Annotated in this window: 13 protein-coding genes; 5 read left to right on the top strand and 8 right to left on the bottom strand. The window is 73.0% G+C overall.

Annotated features, from left to right (window positions below; genetic code table 11):
• Window position 1 precedes the first annotated feature (1 nt).
• Complete coding sequence (locus IMZ11_RS34520; RefSeq protein ID WP_228646607.1) at window positions 2-895, bottom strand: carbohydrate kinase family protein; 894 nt, start codon at window positions 893-895, stop codon at window positions 2-4.
• Window positions 896-1,038: 143 nt separating this feature from the next.
• Between IMZ11_RS34520 and IMZ11_RS34515 the strand changes: the two genes are divergently transcribed.
• The 4 genes from IMZ11_RS34515 to IMZ11_RS34500 are packed head-to-tail and all read left to right on the top strand — an operon-like array spanning window position 1,039 to window position 6,355.
• On the top strand, window positions 1,039-3,729 hold the full coding sequence (locus tag IMZ11_RS34515; protein WP_255707516.1) for a bifunctional GNAT family N-acetyltransferase/acetate--CoA ligase family protein: 2,691 nt from the start codon (window positions 1,039-1,041) through the stop codon (window positions 3,727-3,729).
• A 57-nt stretch (window positions 3,730-3,786) separates the two neighbouring features.
• Window positions 3,787-4,377 (top strand): DUF5998 family protein, encoded by a 591-nt coding sequence (locus IMZ11_RS34510; RefSeq protein ID WP_061257403.1) that lies wholly within the window; start codon window positions 3,787-3,789, stop codon window positions 4,375-4,377.
• A 23-nt stretch (window positions 4,378-4,400) separates the two neighbouring features.
• Window positions 4,401-5,540: an alkaline phosphatase family protein gene (locus IMZ11_RS34505; RefSeq protein WP_228646603.1), complete on the top strand. Its 1,140-nt coding sequence runs from the start codon at window positions 4,401-4,403 to the stop codon at window positions 5,538-5,540.
• Window positions 5,537-6,355, top strand: a complete 819-nt coding sequence (locus tag IMZ11_RS34500; RefSeq protein WP_228646601.1) for a sulfurtransferase — start codon at window positions 5,537-5,539, stop codon at window positions 6,353-6,355. The genes IMZ11_RS34505 and IMZ11_RS34500 overlap by 4 nt, the downstream gene beginning before the upstream one ends.
• A 96-nt stretch (window positions 6,356-6,451) precedes the next feature.
• Here IMZ11_RS34500 and IMZ11_RS34495 read toward each other — a convergent pair whose 3' ends face one another.
• From IMZ11_RS34495 to IMZ11_RS34480, 4 genes are all read right to left on the bottom strand, one after another.
• Window positions 6,452-9,127: a CHAT domain-containing protein gene (locus IMZ11_RS34495; RefSeq protein WP_228646618.1), complete on the bottom strand. Its 2,676-nt coding sequence runs from the start codon at window positions 9,125-9,127 to the stop codon at window positions 6,452-6,454.
• A gap of 5 nt (window positions 9,128-9,132) precedes the next feature.
• The gene (locus IMZ11_RS34490; RefSeq protein ID WP_228646599.1) at window positions 9,133-9,603 is read right to left on the bottom strand and encodes a carboxypeptidase-like regulatory domain-containing protein; all 471 of its coding nucleotides are present in this window, start codon (window positions 9,601-9,603) and stop codon (window positions 9,133-9,135) included.
• Complete coding sequence (locus tag IMZ11_RS34485) at window positions 9,600-10,121, bottom strand: RNA polymerase sigma factor (RefSeq protein WP_228646597.1); 522 nt, start codon at window positions 10,119-10,121, stop codon at window positions 9,600-9,602. The genes IMZ11_RS34490 and IMZ11_RS34485 overlap by 4 nt, the downstream gene beginning before the upstream one ends.
• A 76-nt stretch (window positions 10,122-10,197) precedes the next feature.
• Complete coding sequence (locus tag IMZ11_RS34480; protein WP_228646595.1) at window positions 10,198-11,262, bottom strand: S8/S53 family peptidase; 1,065 nt, start codon at window positions 11,260-11,262, stop codon at window positions 10,198-10,200.
• 192 nt (window positions 11,263-11,454) lie between these two features.
• Here IMZ11_RS34480 and IMZ11_RS34475 point away from each other — a divergent pair, with 192 nt between their 5' ends.
• On the top strand, window positions 11,455-11,952 hold the full coding sequence (locus IMZ11_RS34475; RefSeq protein ID WP_061257407.1) for a DUF3145 domain-containing protein: 498 nt from the start codon (window positions 11,455-11,457) through the stop codon (window positions 11,950-11,952).
• 279 nt (window positions 11,953-12,231) lie between these two features.
• Here IMZ11_RS34475 and IMZ11_RS34470 read toward each other — a convergent pair whose 3' ends face one another.
• From IMZ11_RS34470 to IMZ11_RS34460, 3 genes are all read right to left on the bottom strand, one after another.
• Entirely contained in the window at window positions 12,232-13,650 is a 1,419-nt protein-coding gene (locus tag IMZ11_RS34470; RefSeq protein WP_228646593.1) for an acyl-CoA carboxylase subunit beta, read from the bottom strand.
• A 13-nt stretch (window positions 13,651-13,663) separates the two neighbouring features.
• Complete coding sequence (gene fabF / locus IMZ11_RS34465) at window positions 13,664-14,896, bottom strand: beta-ketoacyl-ACP synthase II (RefSeq protein ID WP_228646591.1); 1,233 nt, start codon at window positions 14,894-14,896, stop codon at window positions 13,664-13,666.
• A 113-nt stretch (window positions 14,897-15,009) separates the two neighbouring features.
• The gene (locus IMZ11_RS34460; protein ID WP_061257410.1) at window positions 15,010-15,249 is read right to left on the bottom strand and encodes an acyl carrier protein; all 240 of its coding nucleotides are present in this window, start codon (window positions 15,247-15,249) and stop codon (window positions 15,010-15,012) included.
• Window positions 15,250-15,289 lie beyond the last annotated feature (40 nt).

Below are 15,289 nucleotides of genomic sequence, written 5' to 3'. Positions count from 1 at the left end.
GTCAGAGGCGGGGGCGGGCGCCGAGGTAGGAGATGCACTTGGCGGCGAGGGCGTTCCCCGCCGCCAGGGCCTCCGCCGGCGGCTTGCCGGCCAGCCACGGAGGCAGGAACCCGGCGGCGAACGCGTCACCCGCGCCGGTGCCGTCCACGAGCCGCTCGACCGTCTCGGCGGACGCGCGGACCGGCTCGGCCCGGCTGTTGGTGTACCAGAGGGCGCCCTCTTTGTTGAGCTTGATCACGACCTGCGGGAACCAGGCCGTGAGCACCTTCGCCGCGGCGGCGGGGTCGTCCCGGCCGGTCAGCACCTTGGCCTGGTCGGCGTTGGCGAGCAGCAGCTTGGCGCCGTGGGTCCACTCCAGGAACGGCTCGGCGCCGGTGCGCTCCACGGGAGCGGCCGAGGCGCAGTCGACGGAGATCGACATCCCGGCCCGCCGGGCCAGGTCGAGCGCGGCGAGGCCGGCGTCGCGCGAACCCTCGTTGATGAGCGTGTATCCCGACACGTGCAGGTGGGCGCCGCCGCTGAACAGGTCGCGCGGCAGGTCCTCGGGCGCGAGGGCCGCGTTGGCACCGGGATCGGACAGCATGGTCCGCTCGCCCTTGTGGGTGACGAGCACCACGCAGGTGCCCGTCGGCCGCTCGGGGTCCATCACGAGCCGGGCGTCCACGCCGTAGCCCATCAACTCCATGTCGCGGTTGCGGCCGGTGATGTCGGCGCCGCGACGACCGATGAAGGCGACCTCGTTGCCCTCCACGGCCAGCCAGGAGGAGATGTTCGCCCCCGAGCCGCCGCCGTGCATGGTCACGACCGCCGGGGTGTCGCTCGCCCTCGCGAGGGGGAAGCGGGCGCGCGCGACCGCATCGGTCATGAGATCGCCCACCACGACGACCCGCGTCATGATGTCACCACCTTGCCAGCTGCTCGTGGAGGTGAGTCCGCCGCAGGGGTCGGCGTCCTCGCCGGGCTATGAGGGCTATGCCGAGAAACTTAACAGCTTCCGGCCACGTCGTGGGGAATTGGGTCGTCACTCTGTCGGAGTCGATGCACAAGCGTTGCCCAGCCAGACGATTCCGCGCCGGGACTACCCTCGAAACCGTGGAATCCCGCTACCCCGCCCACTGGGAGGCGGACGTCGTGCTCTCCGACGGCGGAACGGCGCATCTGCGGCCGATCCGGCCGGACGACGCCGATCTCATGCGTTCGTTCTATTCCCGGCTCTCCGAGCAGTCGATCTACTTCCGATACTTCGGTCCGCGGCCGAGACTGAGCGACCGCGAGATCGCCTGGTTCACCAACGTCGACTACGACAACCGGGTCGCCCTCATCGCCACGATCGGCACCGAGATGGTGGCGGTCGTGCGCTACGACCGGGTCGAGCCGTCCGACCACGCCGAGGTGGCGTTCCTCGTGGAGGACGCCCACCAGGGCAGGGGGATGGCCTCCGTCCTCCTGGAACACCTCAGGGCCGCCGCCAGGGAGCGCGGGATCCGGACCTTCATCGCCGATGTGCTGCCCGCCAACCACCGCATGACGGCCATGTTCCGCCAGGCGGGATACACCGCCCAGAGCCACTTCGAGGACGGCGTCGTACGGATGACGCTGGACCTCGCCACCACGGACAGCTCCGTACAGGTGACGGCGGCCCGCGAGCACCGCGCCGAGGCGCGGTCCATCGAGCGGCTGCTGAAGCCCGAGTCCGTCGCGGTGATCGGCGCCAGCCGTGAGCCGGGCGGCATCGGCCAGACCGTGCTGCGCAACCTGCTCGCCGCCGACTTCACCGGCCCGGTCTACCCCGTCCACCGCGAGGCCAGGGCGGTCGCCGGGGTGCGCGCCTACCGGAGCGTGTCCGCGATCGACGGCGACGTCGACCTCGCCGTGCTGGCGATCCCCGCCGAAGGCGTGCTCGACGTGGTCGAGGAGTGCGCGGAGAAGGGGGTGAAGGGCCTGGTCGTGGTGTCGTCCGGCTTCGGCGAGACCGGTCCGGACGGCCGCGCCCGCCAGGACGAGCTCGTCCGCATCGCCCGCGCGTACGGCCTGCGCGTGGTCGGCCCCAACTGCCTCGGCATCGCGAACACCGATCCCTCGGTCCGCCTCAACGCGACCCTCGCCGCGACGCTGCCCGGCAGGGGCAGGGTCGGGTTCTTCAGCCAGTCGGGCGCGCTCGGCACCGCGCTGCTGCAGCGGGTGGCCCAGCGCGGCATGGGCATCTCGACGTTCGTCTCGGCGGGCAACCGGGCCGACGTGTCGGGCAACGACCTCCTGCAGTACTGGGAGGAGGATCCGGCGACCGACGTGATCCTGCTCTACCTGGAGTCCCTGGGCAATCCCCGCAAGTTCTTCCGCCTGGCCCGGAGGATCTCCCGGACCAAGCCGGTCGTCGTCGTCAAGAGCCAGGGGGTGCCCACCGGGCACGCCGCCCGCGTCCTCCGCCTCCCCGACACCGCCCTGAGCGCGCTGTTCCAGCAGGCGGGCGTGATCCGGGTGGACGACCTGGCCCAACTTTTCGACGTCGCGCAACTCCTGGCCCATCAGCCGCTGCCCGCCGGCACCCGGGTGGGGGTGGTGAGCAACTCCGACGCGCTGGCGCTGCTCGCCGTCGACGCCTGCCGGGCCAGGGGCCTCGAACCGGTTCCGCCGGTCAACCTCGGAGCGCGGGCCGGAGGCGCCGAATTCGCCGACGCGCTCAGCGGCGTACTCGCCGACGTGGACGCCGCCGTCGTGATCTACATGCCGCCGATCCCCGGCGGGCACGACGAGGTCGCCGCCGAGCTGGTCCGGGTCGCCGGGGAGTCCGGCAAGCCGGTGCTCGCCACCTTCCAGGGCGAGCTGGGGATGCTCGCCGAACTGCGCGTTCCCGGAGAGGGGCCGTCCAGGGGCTCCATCCCGTCCTATCCCGCCCCGGAGGAGGCGGTGCGGGCGCTCGCCCACGTCGTCGGCTACGCCCGCTGGCGCGAGCAGCCCGTGGGCACGCCTCCGGCCGTCGAGGGCGTGGATAACCGCCGGGCCAGGCGGCTGGTCGCCGCCGCCCTCGCCTCCGGTGACGAGCAGGTCGAGATCGACGCGTCCTCGCTGCTCGCCTGCTACGGCATCGAGGTCTGGCCGGCCGAGCCGGTCGCCTCGGCCGAGGAGGCGGTGGTCGCCGCCGCCCGGCTCGGCTGGCCCGTGGCCCTGAAGCCGGTGTTCCGGCCGGTGACCACCGCCGATCCCGACGCCCCCCGCAGGTCCGGCACCGTACGGCTCGGCCTGGGCGAGCCGGGCAGCCTCCGCCAGGCGTACGCCGATCTCGCGGCGACGCTCGGCCCGGACGTGACGATCGCCGTGCAGCACATGGCGCCGCAGCCGTCCGCGGCCACCGTGGTCGGCGTGATGCAGGACCGGGACGCCGGGGCGGTCGTGTCCTTCGGGCTGGGCGACGTCGCCGCCCGGCTGCTCGGCGACCGCGCCTACCGCCTCGCCCCGCTCACCGCCGAGGACGCCGCCGTTCTCGTGCGCTCGGTACGGGCCGCGCCGCTGCTCTTCGGCGAGTACGGCTACCCGCCGGTCGCCGTCGAAGCGCTGGAGGACCTGCTGGTGAGGGTCGGCCTCCTCGCCGACGCCCTGCCCGAGGTCTGCCGGATGGACCTGGACGAGGTCCTGGTGGGGGAGTCGGCGGTGGTCGTGCTGGGGGCGAGAGCCGTACTGCGGCCCGAGGTCGGTCCCCGGCTCGATGTCGGACCGCGCCGTCTGCGGTGAGGAGCCGGTTTCGCGTGAGTGTGAAACCGGTGTCCCTTACAGGGCAGGATGGACCCCATGAGGGAAACCCGAGTCTCCGCCGCCGGCATGCGTGAGGCGATCGACCGCAGCGGCTACTACCCCGACCTGGTCGCCGACGCGGTCGACTCCGCCCTTGGCAAGGAGCAGGTGACGGCGTACGTCGTGCATCACGAGGCCACGTTCGACCCCGCGATGGAGGTGCGCAGGCACGTCACCGTGCTGGTGCTCTCGCCCACCCGGCTGCTGGTGTGTCACACCGACGAGCACCCGCCCGCCGAGGGCATGCCCGCCTCACACGCCTCTACCACCACCGAGGCCGTACGGCTCAGCCGCATCCAGTCGGTCGCCGTGACCAGGGTGGTTCCCGACCCCGCCTCGTATGTCCCGGGGGTTCCCCCCACCGAGGTGACCCTCACGATCGGGTGGGGGGCGATCTCCCACGTCGACCTGGAGCCCGCGACCTGCGGCGACGAGAACTGCGAGGCCGACCACGGCTACACCGGCGCGATCACCGCCGATGACCTGTCGCTGCGGGTGAGCGAGGCCGCCGACGGCCCGGAGGCCGTCACGCACGTGCTCGAATTCGCCAAGGCGCTCTCCGAGGCCACCGCGCTCGCCGCCACCTGACCCCGACGGCCCCTGGAGGTGACGTGACCGAGTCCCACGCAGGGCGCTCCGCCGTGCCGTACGTCCCCGAGTACGGCGGCGCCTCGCTGGCCGACCTGCCCGGATCCGTGTTGGCGTCCCTGGGGGCCGGCACCGGGAACACCCTGCGGCTCGACCCCGCCGAGCGGGTCTGCCTGTTCCTCGTGGACGGCATGGGCGCCGACCTGCTGCGCGCCCACCCCGACGCCGCGCCGTTCCTTTCCGCGCAACAGGGATGGACGCTCACCGCGGGGTTCCCGTCCTCGACCCCGACGAGCCTGGCCACGCTCGGCACCGGGACTCCACCGGGCGAGCACGGCATGCTCGGCATCGTGATGGCCGTCCCGGGGGAGGGGCGGCTGTTCAACTGTCTGCGCTGGACCGCGCCCGGCCACGCCGTCGATCCCGACTGGTGGCAACCGGCCGAGACCGTCTACCAGCGGCTGTCCGCGGCCGGCGTGGATCCGGTCTATGTCGCGCCCGGGGCGTTCAGGGGGACCGGTCTCACCCGCGCCGTCTACCGCGGCGTGCGGCACGTCGCCGCCGAGAGCGTCGACGACCGGATCGAGGGCGTACGGCAGGCGTTGCGCGGCCGGTCATTCGTCACGGTCTACTACGGAGGGGTGGACGCCGCCGGCCACGAGACCGGATGGGGCAGCACCCAATGGCTGGAGGAACTGGCCGTCGTCGACCGGATGGCCGAGCGGATCGCCGGGTCGCTCCCGCGTGGGTCGGCCATGTACGTCACCGCCGATCACGGCATGGTCAACGCCACCGACAAGGTGGACGTGGACCTGCGGCCCGAGCTCCGCGAGGGAGTCGCCCTCCTCGGAGGGGAGGCCAGGGTCCGCCACCTCTACACCGAGGAGGGCGCGGCGGCGGCCGTCCTGGACACGTGGGCCGACGCGCTGCGCGACCGGGCCTGGGTCGTCTCCAAGGAGGAGGCCGTGGATGAGGGCTGGTTCGGCCCCGCCGTACGCCGTGAGTGGCTCGGGCGCGTCGGCGATGTCGTGGCCGTGCCGTACGGTGACTGTGTGATCGTCGCCTCCCGGACGGAGGCGGTCGAGGCTGCCATGATCGGTTACCACGGCTCCCTGACCGCGGCCGAGCAGAACGTCCCATTGCTGGAGGTGAGTGCCAGATGAGCACCCTTGTCACGCCCGAAGAGCTCGCCGCTCTCGACGGAGTCACGATTTTGGACGTCCGCTGGCGGCTCGGCGGCGGACCGTCCGACCGCGAGTCCTATGCGGAGGGTCACATCCCGGGCGCGGTCTTCTGCGCTCTCGACACCGACCTCGCCGCCGCGCCCGGCGCCGGCGGGCGGCACCCGCTGCCCGAGGCCGCCGACTTCCAGGCGGCGATGCGCCGCCTCGGCGTGGACGGCTCCCGCACGGTGGTCGTGTACGACGAGGCCGACGCCACGGCGGCGGCGCGGGCGTGGTGGACGCTGCGCTACTTCGGCCACCAGGACGTGCGCGTCCTCGACGGCGGCATCCGGGCCTGGCGGCACGCCGGGCTCCCGATCGAGGAGGGGGCCGGGGGGGAGCCCGCGCCCGGCGGCTTCACCGCCGTCCCCGGAGGCATGCCGACGCTGGACGCCGACCAGGCCGCCGACCTCGCCACGAGTGGCGTCCTGCTCGACGCGCGCGCGGCCGAGCGCTACCGCGGAGAGGTCGAACCGATCGACCCGGTGGCGGGGCACGTCCCCGGCGCCGTCAGCGCTCCGACGTCCGAGAATGTCGAGCCCGGCGGGCGGTTCCACAACCGGGAGTTCCTGCGTGAGCGGTTCAACACGCTCGGCGCGGTCGACGGGGTCCCCGTGGGGGTCTACTGCGGGTCGGGCGTCACCGCGGCCCACGAGGTGCTCGCGCTGGACCTGGCGGGCATCCCGGCCGCGCTCTACGTCGGATCCTGGTCCCACTGGGTGGTCGACCCCGCCCGTCCGGTGGCCACCGGCTGATCGCCGTCGGCTCCCGGTCGGCCACGGGGGCCGCGCGTTCATACGGGAATTGCGAGCGGGAAAGCCCAGTGCGCTCCCCGGGCGGACGCCTGCGCGTCAGGGGGCGGACAGGCGGAGGTCCCCCCTGCCGAAGCAGACGAACCCCGCGACACCGGTCGCGCCGGACGCCAGGGCGAGCGCCTCGGCGGGAGTGCGGCCGTCTCTCAGCAGCGGGTGAAGCGCCGTCATCAGCGCGAGCGCCTCGTCGTCGCGTACGGGCACCACGCCCGCGATCACGCACCGGGCTCCTCGGTCGAGGAACGTGCCGGCCAGCCCGAGGACGGCGCCGTCCACCGGTGCGTGCGCCATGCCCGCGTCGCACGCCGACAGGATCACCAGTCGTGGCGCCCGGCCCAGCCGGATCAGGTCGTACGCCATGAGGGGTCCGTCGTCGAGCGTGATGCGCGACAGCAGAGGACTGCGGGGGGAGAACGTCCCGTGCGCGGCGACGTGCAGCACGTCCGCGTGACCGAGGGCGTCGAGCACTGCGGCTTTGGCCGCGTTCACCCGGATCGCCCCAGGATGGGACCGGACGACCGCCTCCACCTCGGCCTCGGCGTTCTCCAGCCCCGGACCGGCGACCGCCACGACCACCGGGTTCTCCGGGTTCTCTGGGCTCTCTGGGGGAGACGACGGCTCGGGGCCGGCGAGCCAGGAGGAGGCGTTCTCGGCCACGGACACGGGACGGCCTCGCAGGGACGGGAGCAACGGCCACGGCAGGGTGTGCAGCGTGCCCGTCGGCACGATCACCACCGGGCCGCCGGGAACGTCCGCAGGGATCAGCGGCCGGTCGAACAACTGGTGGTCGAGCATCGCCAGATCGCGTTCGAGGCCGCTCTCCGCCTGGACGTCGCGGAGGTTGCGCCTGCGCAGGGCGTATCGGACCCGCACGGTGGCCTCCGCCGCCGCGGAGTACGAGCCGCACGGCCGCAGGACACAGCGGCCGGCCGTGACCAGCACGGCGGCGAGCCGGTCCCCGTCCCGCACCAGCTCGACCAGCGTCCCCCTCGCCTCGGCCGGGAGACCCTCCAGGCGTAGGCGGCCCGGCGTTTCCCGTACGAGTTCCCGCCAGCGTTCCGAACAGGTGAGCACCGTCCAGGGATCACCCGTCTCCAGGGCGAGCCGTACGCAGAAGCCGGCGAGATCCTCGGCGGCACGTGCGGCGTACGCGCGCGCCTCGACGGCACTCGTACCGACCGGCCCGGAGGGGTCGTGGCAGGCGGTGTCGCAGTCCCCCGCGTCGTGGTCGGCGCTGCCCTGAATGGTGGCGCTGCCCTGAATGGTGGCGCTGCCTTGAGTGGTGGTGCTGCCTTGAGTGGTGACGCCTTGAGAGGCGGCGTCCATACTCCCGAGCGCCGAGGGACTGTCGCCCATCGGAGGGCGCGGCGCGAGGGTCGCCGCCAGCCCGGACCAGGCCGCGGCCAGCGCGCCGCGCACGTCCCCGTCGAGGTGCAGCCGCGTGGCCAGCGCGTGCTGCCGGATCATCGTCCGGGCCGGGGAGGCGATCAGGATCCCGAGCTGGGCGCGGGCCATTCGCCGCTCGCCCAGCCGCAGGGCCGTCTCGGCGGCGGTCAGGCGCAGCGCCGCGGCCTCGGAGAGGCAGCCGCCGTTCTCGAGGTCGCTCACGCAGGCCAGTAGCTCGTCCAGCAGATCACGGTTCGGCTGTTCCCGCGCGAGCCGGGCACGGAGCACCACCTCGGTAGCGAGCGGGACCCGGGCGGTCCGGCCCTGGCGGATCAGCTCCGATCGGGCCGCCTCGGCGGAGCCGCGGGCATCGGCGGCTCCGGTGAGCAGTTCGACCTGGGCGAGCAACAGCCAGGCGTCCGCCAACCCGGCCTGTGCCCCTGAGGCGGCCAGGTCCGTGACGACCCGCGCCAGGAGCGTCCTGGCCTCACCGAGCCGCCGCGCCGCCACCAGCGCCTGCGCGAAGTCGGTGCGCATCACGGCCAGCCGCTCGGGATACCCGAACAGCGTTCCCTCCGCGGCCTGGTATCTCTCGAAGGCTCCCGGGATGTCACCACGCCTGGCCGCCACGAACGGCAGGTTCCCCTCGGCGAGCATCGCGAGGTGGTCGAGCCCGGCGGTCCCGGCGATCCGGACGCACGCCGACAGGTCCGCCTCCGCCCTGTCGAAGTCCTCCAGATAGGTGTGGGCGACGCCCCTGTTGAGCAGCCCGCCCGCGTGGAATCTCGGATCACCGTCCAGCATCCCGAGCGCGCGGTCGCAGTGCCGTACCGCGTCACCGAAACGGCCGAGCAGGATGAGCGCGGCGGAGCGCTGGACGTCCAGCCTGGCGAGGTCGGCGCCGGTGAGGTCGCGTTCCGCGAGCTCGGCCAGCCGCAGCCCGCCCTCGGGGTCGCCGAGCTCCGCGACCACCGTCACCAGCGACATCCGTGCCTGCGCGACCCGGCTCGGGAAAGCCGCTCCCTCGGAAACGGCCTGTTCCAGCCGTTCCAGGGCGAGATCGATGTCGCCCAGCTCGCGCGCCGCCAGGGCCGCCGCCCGCAGGGCCACCGGCACCGCCTCGGCGTGCCGCGGGTCCGGCGTCCCGGACGGTACGGCTCGCGCCTCCGCCAGGACGGTTCGCGCCTCGGACTCGGCGAGTTCGGGATCGGTTCCGGACAACCAGACCGCCCGCTCGGCCCTGGCCACCAGGGTGGTCGCGTCCTCGCCGCCTTCGCCGTGGTGCCCGGACGCCCATGGGCGGACGCCGTACGCCCGGCCGGGATCCACGGTGGTCAATCGCGGACGTGGAGCCAGCGCGTGGCCACCGGAGCCAGGCCCGGCCGGTGGCAGACCACGCTGATCCAGCCGGAGGGCAGCCCGGCCACCGCGAAGTGTCCGGACTCGGACGGTATGCGCGTCTCGCCGGCGCCGGGGGTGCGTACCTCGACCCGGGCCCCCGGACCGGGAGCGGGGGACACCTGACCGGCCACGTCGAGGCGGCCGTCGGTGACGGTCACCTCGACGTCGAGGGTGATGCCGTCGGCGCCGAACCGGTGCATCGCGGGGTCCCCCTCGGACCGCGCGCCCACGGCCGCCCCGATCTCGTACGGCGCCGCCACGACGCCTCCAGGCAGCCGCAACGAGTAGGCGTCCCTGGCGGCGTCCGACACGCGGCCGGGCACGGGATCCACGCCGGCGGCCATCCGCAACGCGGCCAGCAGGTAATCGGGCAGGTGGTCGTCGGGCAGGCCGTCGTCGGTCACCGGTCCTCCTCGATGAGCGCCCGCAACCGGGACATGCAGCGGGACCGGGTGGGTCCGATGCTCCCCATCGGGAGGCCTAGGCGCATGGAGATCTGGGCGTACTTCGCGTCGGGGTTCAGCGCGTACAGGCGGAGCAGCGACCGGCACGGCTCGGCCAGCCCGTCCAGCAGCAGCCAAAGCCGCCGGCCGACGTCGGCGTTCACCACGGACGCCGCCGGATCGGGGACGACCGCGTCGACGAGGGCGGACGGTCCCGGCCGTTCTCCCCGCGACCGCCGGGCGAGCCGGACCGCCTCGTGCCGCGTCGTCGTGACCAGCCAGGCGCCGACGCGCTCGGGATCGCGGATGCCGTCCAGGCTTTCGACCATCCGCAGCCAGGCGCCCTGGACGGCGTCGGCCGCGTCGGCGGGGCCGAGCCCGCAGGCGCGTGCCACCGCCCACATCCGGCCGCCGAAGCGGGTGACGAGCTCCTCCCAGGCCGCCTGGTCCAGGCCGGTGAGGGTCTTCTCTGTAGGCATATTCGTGACTCTGCGCGTCGGAGAGGATTCGAATGGTGATCACCCTAGCGGTCGGGCCGCCCCCTGGCGGTGGCTTTCACCTGACCGGCTCCGCCGGTGTCCCTTCGTGCTCGTGCCGCCGCCGCACCGCGATGCCCAAGCCGGGAACGCGCCCGCCTTCGTGAAGCGCGTGCCGTACGGCGCGGGCGGGCGGCATCTCCCGACAGAGACGGGCCACCGCCGCGCTGACGATCGCGGCGGCGAAGGACGTGCCGCTCCATGTGGCGTAGCCGTGGAAGGCCGCATGCTCCAGGAAGCTGCTCGTCAGGCCCACCCCCTGGGCGCAGGCGTCCACCCACGCGCCGTGCGCGGAGAACGCGGCGACGGCGTCTCCGTCGAGCGCCCCGACGGCGACCACCTCCGGCAACGCCGCCGGCCAGAACGGGCGCGAGGAGGAGGTGTTCCCCGCGCACGCGACGACCGCCGGGAAGGCGCGCAACGCCTCGGCCAGCCCCAGCGGCGGCTCGTCGTCCACGGTGTAACCGCCGAAGGAGAGGTTCAGGACGTCGACGCGCTCGCCTTCGAGCCGGGCGAGCGCGCGAAGCAGCGTGGCCTGGTCGCTCACCCCGTGGCTGTCGAGGACCCGTACGGCGCGCAACCGGACGCCGGGCGCCTCCCGAAGGATCAGCCCCGCCGTGAACGTGCCGTGCCCGGCCTGCTCGTCGAGCGTCCCGTCGCCGTCGGAGTCGGGGGTCTCCGCGATCTCGTCCCGGTACCACTCGGTGAGCCACGGGTGCGGGGCGAGCCCCGTGTCCAGCACGCCGACGGTGACGTCCCACGACTCTTCCCGCTCGTACGGCACGGCGTGCGCGGGGACGGGTGCGCCCCCGGGGCCGCCGAACAGCAGCGGCTGCCCGAGGAAGACGTGGTTGGGCGAGGCCCGAAGCCCCCGGTCGCACAGTCCGGCCGCGAGGTCGACCACGTCGACGTCGGGAGACAGCCGTACGTGATGGACCGGGCCGGCGGGAGTCGCGTCGACGGCCCACCGGGAGACGGCGCTCAGCGACGAGGTGATCAGTTCCCCGGGGCGGATGAGGGCGGGGCATCCGGGCCGGGGTTCGACGAGCCGGTGCGGCGGGGGACCGCCGGAGAATGGGCGCATGGGGGTGGCCCTTCGCTTGGCGAATCTTACTCGGTGTAGTTTTCCCGATACGAATCGTTGTCAAGCGTGAATCGGTATGACCCCCCTCTGGTGCCTGGCTGCGACGGACGGTAGTCTCTCCTTCAGTCACTTGTGATCATCCCAGTGTGAGGCCGTTGGGGAAGGCGCACCTCATGCGATTTGGGAGGTCCGGTGGCAGCTGCTCGTGGCGTGCTGTACGTCCACTCGGCTCAGCCTGCGTTGTGCCCGCATATCGAGTGGGCCGTCGCAGGCGTTCTTGGCGTTCCCGTCGACCTGACGTGGACCGCCCAGCCTGCCGCGCCCGGGGCTGTGCGCGCCCAGGCCGAGTGGGAAGGTCGTCCGGGGACGGCGGCGGCGGTCACCTCGTCGCTCATGGCCTGGCAGCGCATCCGGTTTGAGATCACCGAGGACGCCTCGCCGGGCATCGACGGGTCCCGACATGCCTACACGCCGACGCTCGGTGCCTTCACGGCCGTCGTCGGCGCGAGTGGCGACATCCTGATCCCCGAGGACCGGCTACGCAACGTCATGCTCATGGCGACGCAGGGCCGGGCCGTCCTGGAGGACGAGCTCGACCGCCTGCTCGGCAAGCAGTGGGATGAGGAGCTCGAGTCCTTCCGGTACGCCGGGGAGGGTGCTCCCGTCCGCTGGCTGCACGCCGCCGTCTGACCGACCATCGAGGAGGCGCGGTCGCCGGAGCCGCGTGCCCTGGGCGCGGGCAGGAGAACCGACCGCGGACATGACAGAAGGCGCCGGTCCAGTCACTGGACCGGCGCCTGTCTCGTCGCCGTGCTGTCGCGCCGCCGGCGGGGGTCGTCCCGCTACGGGGCCCCTCGCCGGAAGGTCACCCGCCGGGAGATCACCCGCCGGAAGGTCAGCCGCCGGGAGATCACCCGGTGGGCGGCGCGGGATCCTCGGTCGTTCTCGGTCGTCCTCGCTCGTCTCCGGTCAGAGCGGGATGTTGCCGTGGGCGCCACGCGCCGGGGTGGCCTGGGCCAGGATCTTGGCGATCGCGCCCCTGGTCTTCGCCGGCTCGATCACCTCGTCGACGACGCCCAGGTCGATGGCGCGGTCGAGGCCGCCCGCGATCTTCTCGTGTTCGTCGGCCAGCCTGGCCTCCAGCTCCGCGCGCTCCGCGTCGGGCGCGGCGGCGAGCTCGCGCCGCTTGAGGACGCGGACCGCCGCCACGGCGCCCATCACGGCCACCTGGGTGGTCGGCCAGGCGAAGACGCGGGTCGCGCCGAGCGCGCGGGAGTTCATCGCGATGTAGGCGCCGCCGTACGCCTTGCGGGTGACCACCGTGATCCGCGGCACCGACGCCTCGGCGAAGGCGTGCAGCAGCTTGGCGCCGCGTCGTACGACACCGTCGTGCTCCTGGCCCACGCCGGGGAGGTAGCCGGGTACGTCGACGAGGACCACCAGCGGCACCCCGAAGGCATCGCACATCCGGACGAACCGGGCGGCCTTCTCCGCCGAGGTGGAGTCCAGGCACCCGCCGAGCCGCAGCGGGTTGTTGGCGATGACGCCGACCGTGCGACCGCCGAGACGGCCGAGGGTGGTGACGATGTTGGGCGCCCACTTGGGGTGCAGCTCGACACCGGCCTCGTCCAGAAGCCCGTTGACGAGGGGGTGCACGTCGTACGCGCGGCGCGGGTTGTCCGGCAGCAGCGTGCTGAAGTCGACCTCGTCGACGTCGCGGACCCGGCCCTGGTGGCCGAGCAGCGATGCGAGCTGGCGGGCCTTGAGCAGGGCGTCGGCCTCGGTCTTGGTGACCACGTGCACGACGCCGCTGCGCTTGCTGTGCGGCTCGGGGCCGCCCAGCGAGGCCATGTCGATCTCCTCGCCGGTGACGCTGCGGACGACGTCCGGGCCGGTGACGAAGATGCGGCCGTTGTCGGCCAGGATCACGATGTCGGTGAGGGCAGGACCGTACGCCGCGCCTCCGGCCGCCGGGCCGACGACGACGGAGATCTGCGGGACGACGCCCGACGCCTTCGTCATGGCGGCGAACACGCGGCCCACGGCGTGCAGCGACTCGACGCCCTCGGCCAGCCGTGCGCCGCCGGAGTGCCAGACGCCGATCACCGGGACGCGCTCGCGCACCGCCACGTCGTACGCGTGCACGATGTGCTCGCAGCCCTCGCTGCCCATCGCGCCGCCCTGGACCCGGGCGTCGCTGCAGAAGGCGACCACCGGAACGCCCTCGATGCGGCCGGTGACCGCCAGGACGCCACTCTTGTCCTCGGGCGTGATCAGTCGGATGGAACCCTCGTCGAGCAGGTGGCCGAGCCGTACCTGGGGATCACGGGGGTCGGCGGCCTCCCCGTTGGAGGCCGCCGTCACCACCGTGTTGTCCAGCACAGTCATCTGGGGCTCCTAGTCACACAGAGGTGAAGGCCACGGCGACGTTGTGCCCGCCGAACCCGAACGAGTTGTTGATCGCGGCGAGCTGACCGCCGTCGAGCTTCCGGGGCTCGCCGCGGACGAGGTCGATCTCGATGCCGTCGGCGGGGTCGTCGAGGTTGGCGATGGCCGGCACGATCCGCTCGTGCAGGGCGAGGATGGTGAAGATCGACTCGATGCCGCCCGCGCCGCCGAGGAGGTGGCCGGTCATCGACTTGGTGGCGGTGACGATCGCGTGGGAGCCGACGGCGTCCTTGATCGCGCGGGCCTCGATCTCGTCGCCGAGCGGGGTGGACGTGGCGTGGGCGTTCACGTGGGCGATGTCCGCTGGGGCGATGCCCGCGTCCCTGGCCGCCCGCAGCATGGCCTGCCGGCCGCCCATGCCCTCAGGGTCGATGCCGGTGATGTGGTAGGCGTCGCTGGAGTAGCCGACGCCCGCCGCCTCGGCGTAGACGCGGGCGCCGCGCGCCCGGGCGTGCTCCTCGGACTCCAGCACGACGATGCCCGCGCCCTCGCCGAGCACGAAGCCGTCGCGGCCCTTGTCGAACGGGCGGGACGCACGCTCGGGCTCGTCGTTGCGGGTCGACATGGCACGCGCGGCGGCGAACGAGGCGACGTTCAGGCCGTGGATCGCGGCCTCGGTGCCGCCCGCGACCACGATGTCGGCGCGGCCGGAGCGGATCATGTCGATGCCGTAGCCGATGGACTCGGCACCGGTGGCGCAGGCGCTGACCGTGGCGTGCGCCCCCGCCTTGGCGCCCAGCTCGATGCTGATCCAGCCGGCGGAGCCGTTCGGCATGAGCATGGGCACGGTGAACGGCGACAGCCGGTTCCAGCCTTTCTCGCGGTACAGGTCGTAGGCGGAGAGGATCGTGCCGATGCCGCCGATGCCGCTGCCGACCACCACGCCGAGGCGTTCGCCGTCGACCTCCGGCGCGCCGGCGTCCTGCCAGGCCTGCCTGGCGGCGATCAGGGCGAACTGCTCGGCGCGGTCCAGCCGCCGGGCCTCCGGCCTGGGCAGCACCTCACTGGGATCCACCGCCGCCACACCGGCGAACCTCACCGGCACCGTGTCGACCCAGTCTTCGGTGATGGGGCGCATTCCCGACCGCCCGTCGAGGAGCGCCGACCAGGTCGAGGCGACGTCTCCACCGAGGGGCGTCGTCGCGCCGAGCCCGGTGACAACGACACGTACCCGGTTCGTACTCACTTGTGTGCACTCCTCTTGATTGGTCGTCCATGTGAATGTGCCGCGACACGGCACATTCACGAAGCCCGTGTGACGGTGGGGACCGCCGGGCTTCCGCTCGGCGGTCTCCGGGGTCAGGCCTGGATGAAGTTGATGACGTCCTTGACGGTCTTCAGGTGCTTGAGCTGGTCGTCGGGGATCTCGACGCCGAACTCGTCCTGGGCGGCGACGGCGATCTCGACCATGGAGAGCGAGTCGATGTCGAGGTCGTCCACGAAGTTCTTCTCCGGGGAGACCTCGGCCGCCGGGATGCCGGTGATCTCGTTGATGATCTTGCCGAGGCCGGCGAGGATCTCCTGCTCGGTCACTGCCATGTCGCGATTTCTCCTTGAATTTTCGGATTTTTCAGTGTTT

Source organism: Microtetraspora sp. AC03309 (assembly GCF_020826795.1).
Lineage (GTDB): Bacteria > Actinomycetota > Actinomycetes > Streptosporangiales > Streptosporangiaceae > Microtetraspora > Microtetraspora glauca.
This window is presented reverse-complemented; position numbering and strand designations above follow the sequence as displayed.

What these genes read in the sequence shown, in the direction of transcription:
- IMZ11_RS34520 (WP_228646607.1), bottom strand. Translation starts at nt 895, where the DNA reads ATGACGCGGGTCGTCGTGGTGGGCGATCTCATGACCGATGCGGTCGCG.
- IMZ11_RS34515 (WP_255707516.1), top strand. Translation starts at nt 1,039, where the DNA reads ATGCACAAGCGTTGCCCAGCCAGACGATTCCGCGCCGGGACTACCCTC.
- IMZ11_RS34510 (WP_061257403.1), top strand. Translation starts at nt 3,787, where the DNA reads ATGAGGGAAACCCGAGTCTCCGCCGCCGGCATGCGTGAGGCGATCGAC.
- IMZ11_RS34500 (WP_228646601.1), top strand. Translation starts at nt 5,537, where the DNA reads ATGAGCACCCTTGTCACGCCCGAAGAGCTCGCCGCTCTCGACGGAGTC.
- IMZ11_RS34485 (WP_228646597.1), bottom strand. Translation starts at nt 10,121, where the DNA reads ATGCCTACAGAGAAGACCCTCACCGGCCTGGACCAGGCGGCCTGGGAG.
- IMZ11_RS34480 (WP_228646595.1), bottom strand. Translation starts at nt 11,262, where the DNA reads ATGCGCCCATTCTCCGGCGGTCCCCCGCCGCACCGGCTCGTCGAACCC.
- IMZ11_RS34470 (WP_228646593.1), bottom strand. Translation starts at nt 13,650, where the DNA reads ATGACTGTGCTGGACAACACGGTGGTGACGGCGGCCTCCAACGGGGAG.
- IMZ11_RS34460 (WP_061257410.1), bottom strand. Translation starts at nt 15,249, where the DNA reads ATGGCAGTGACCGAGCAGGAGATCCTCGCCGGCCTCGGCAAGATCATC.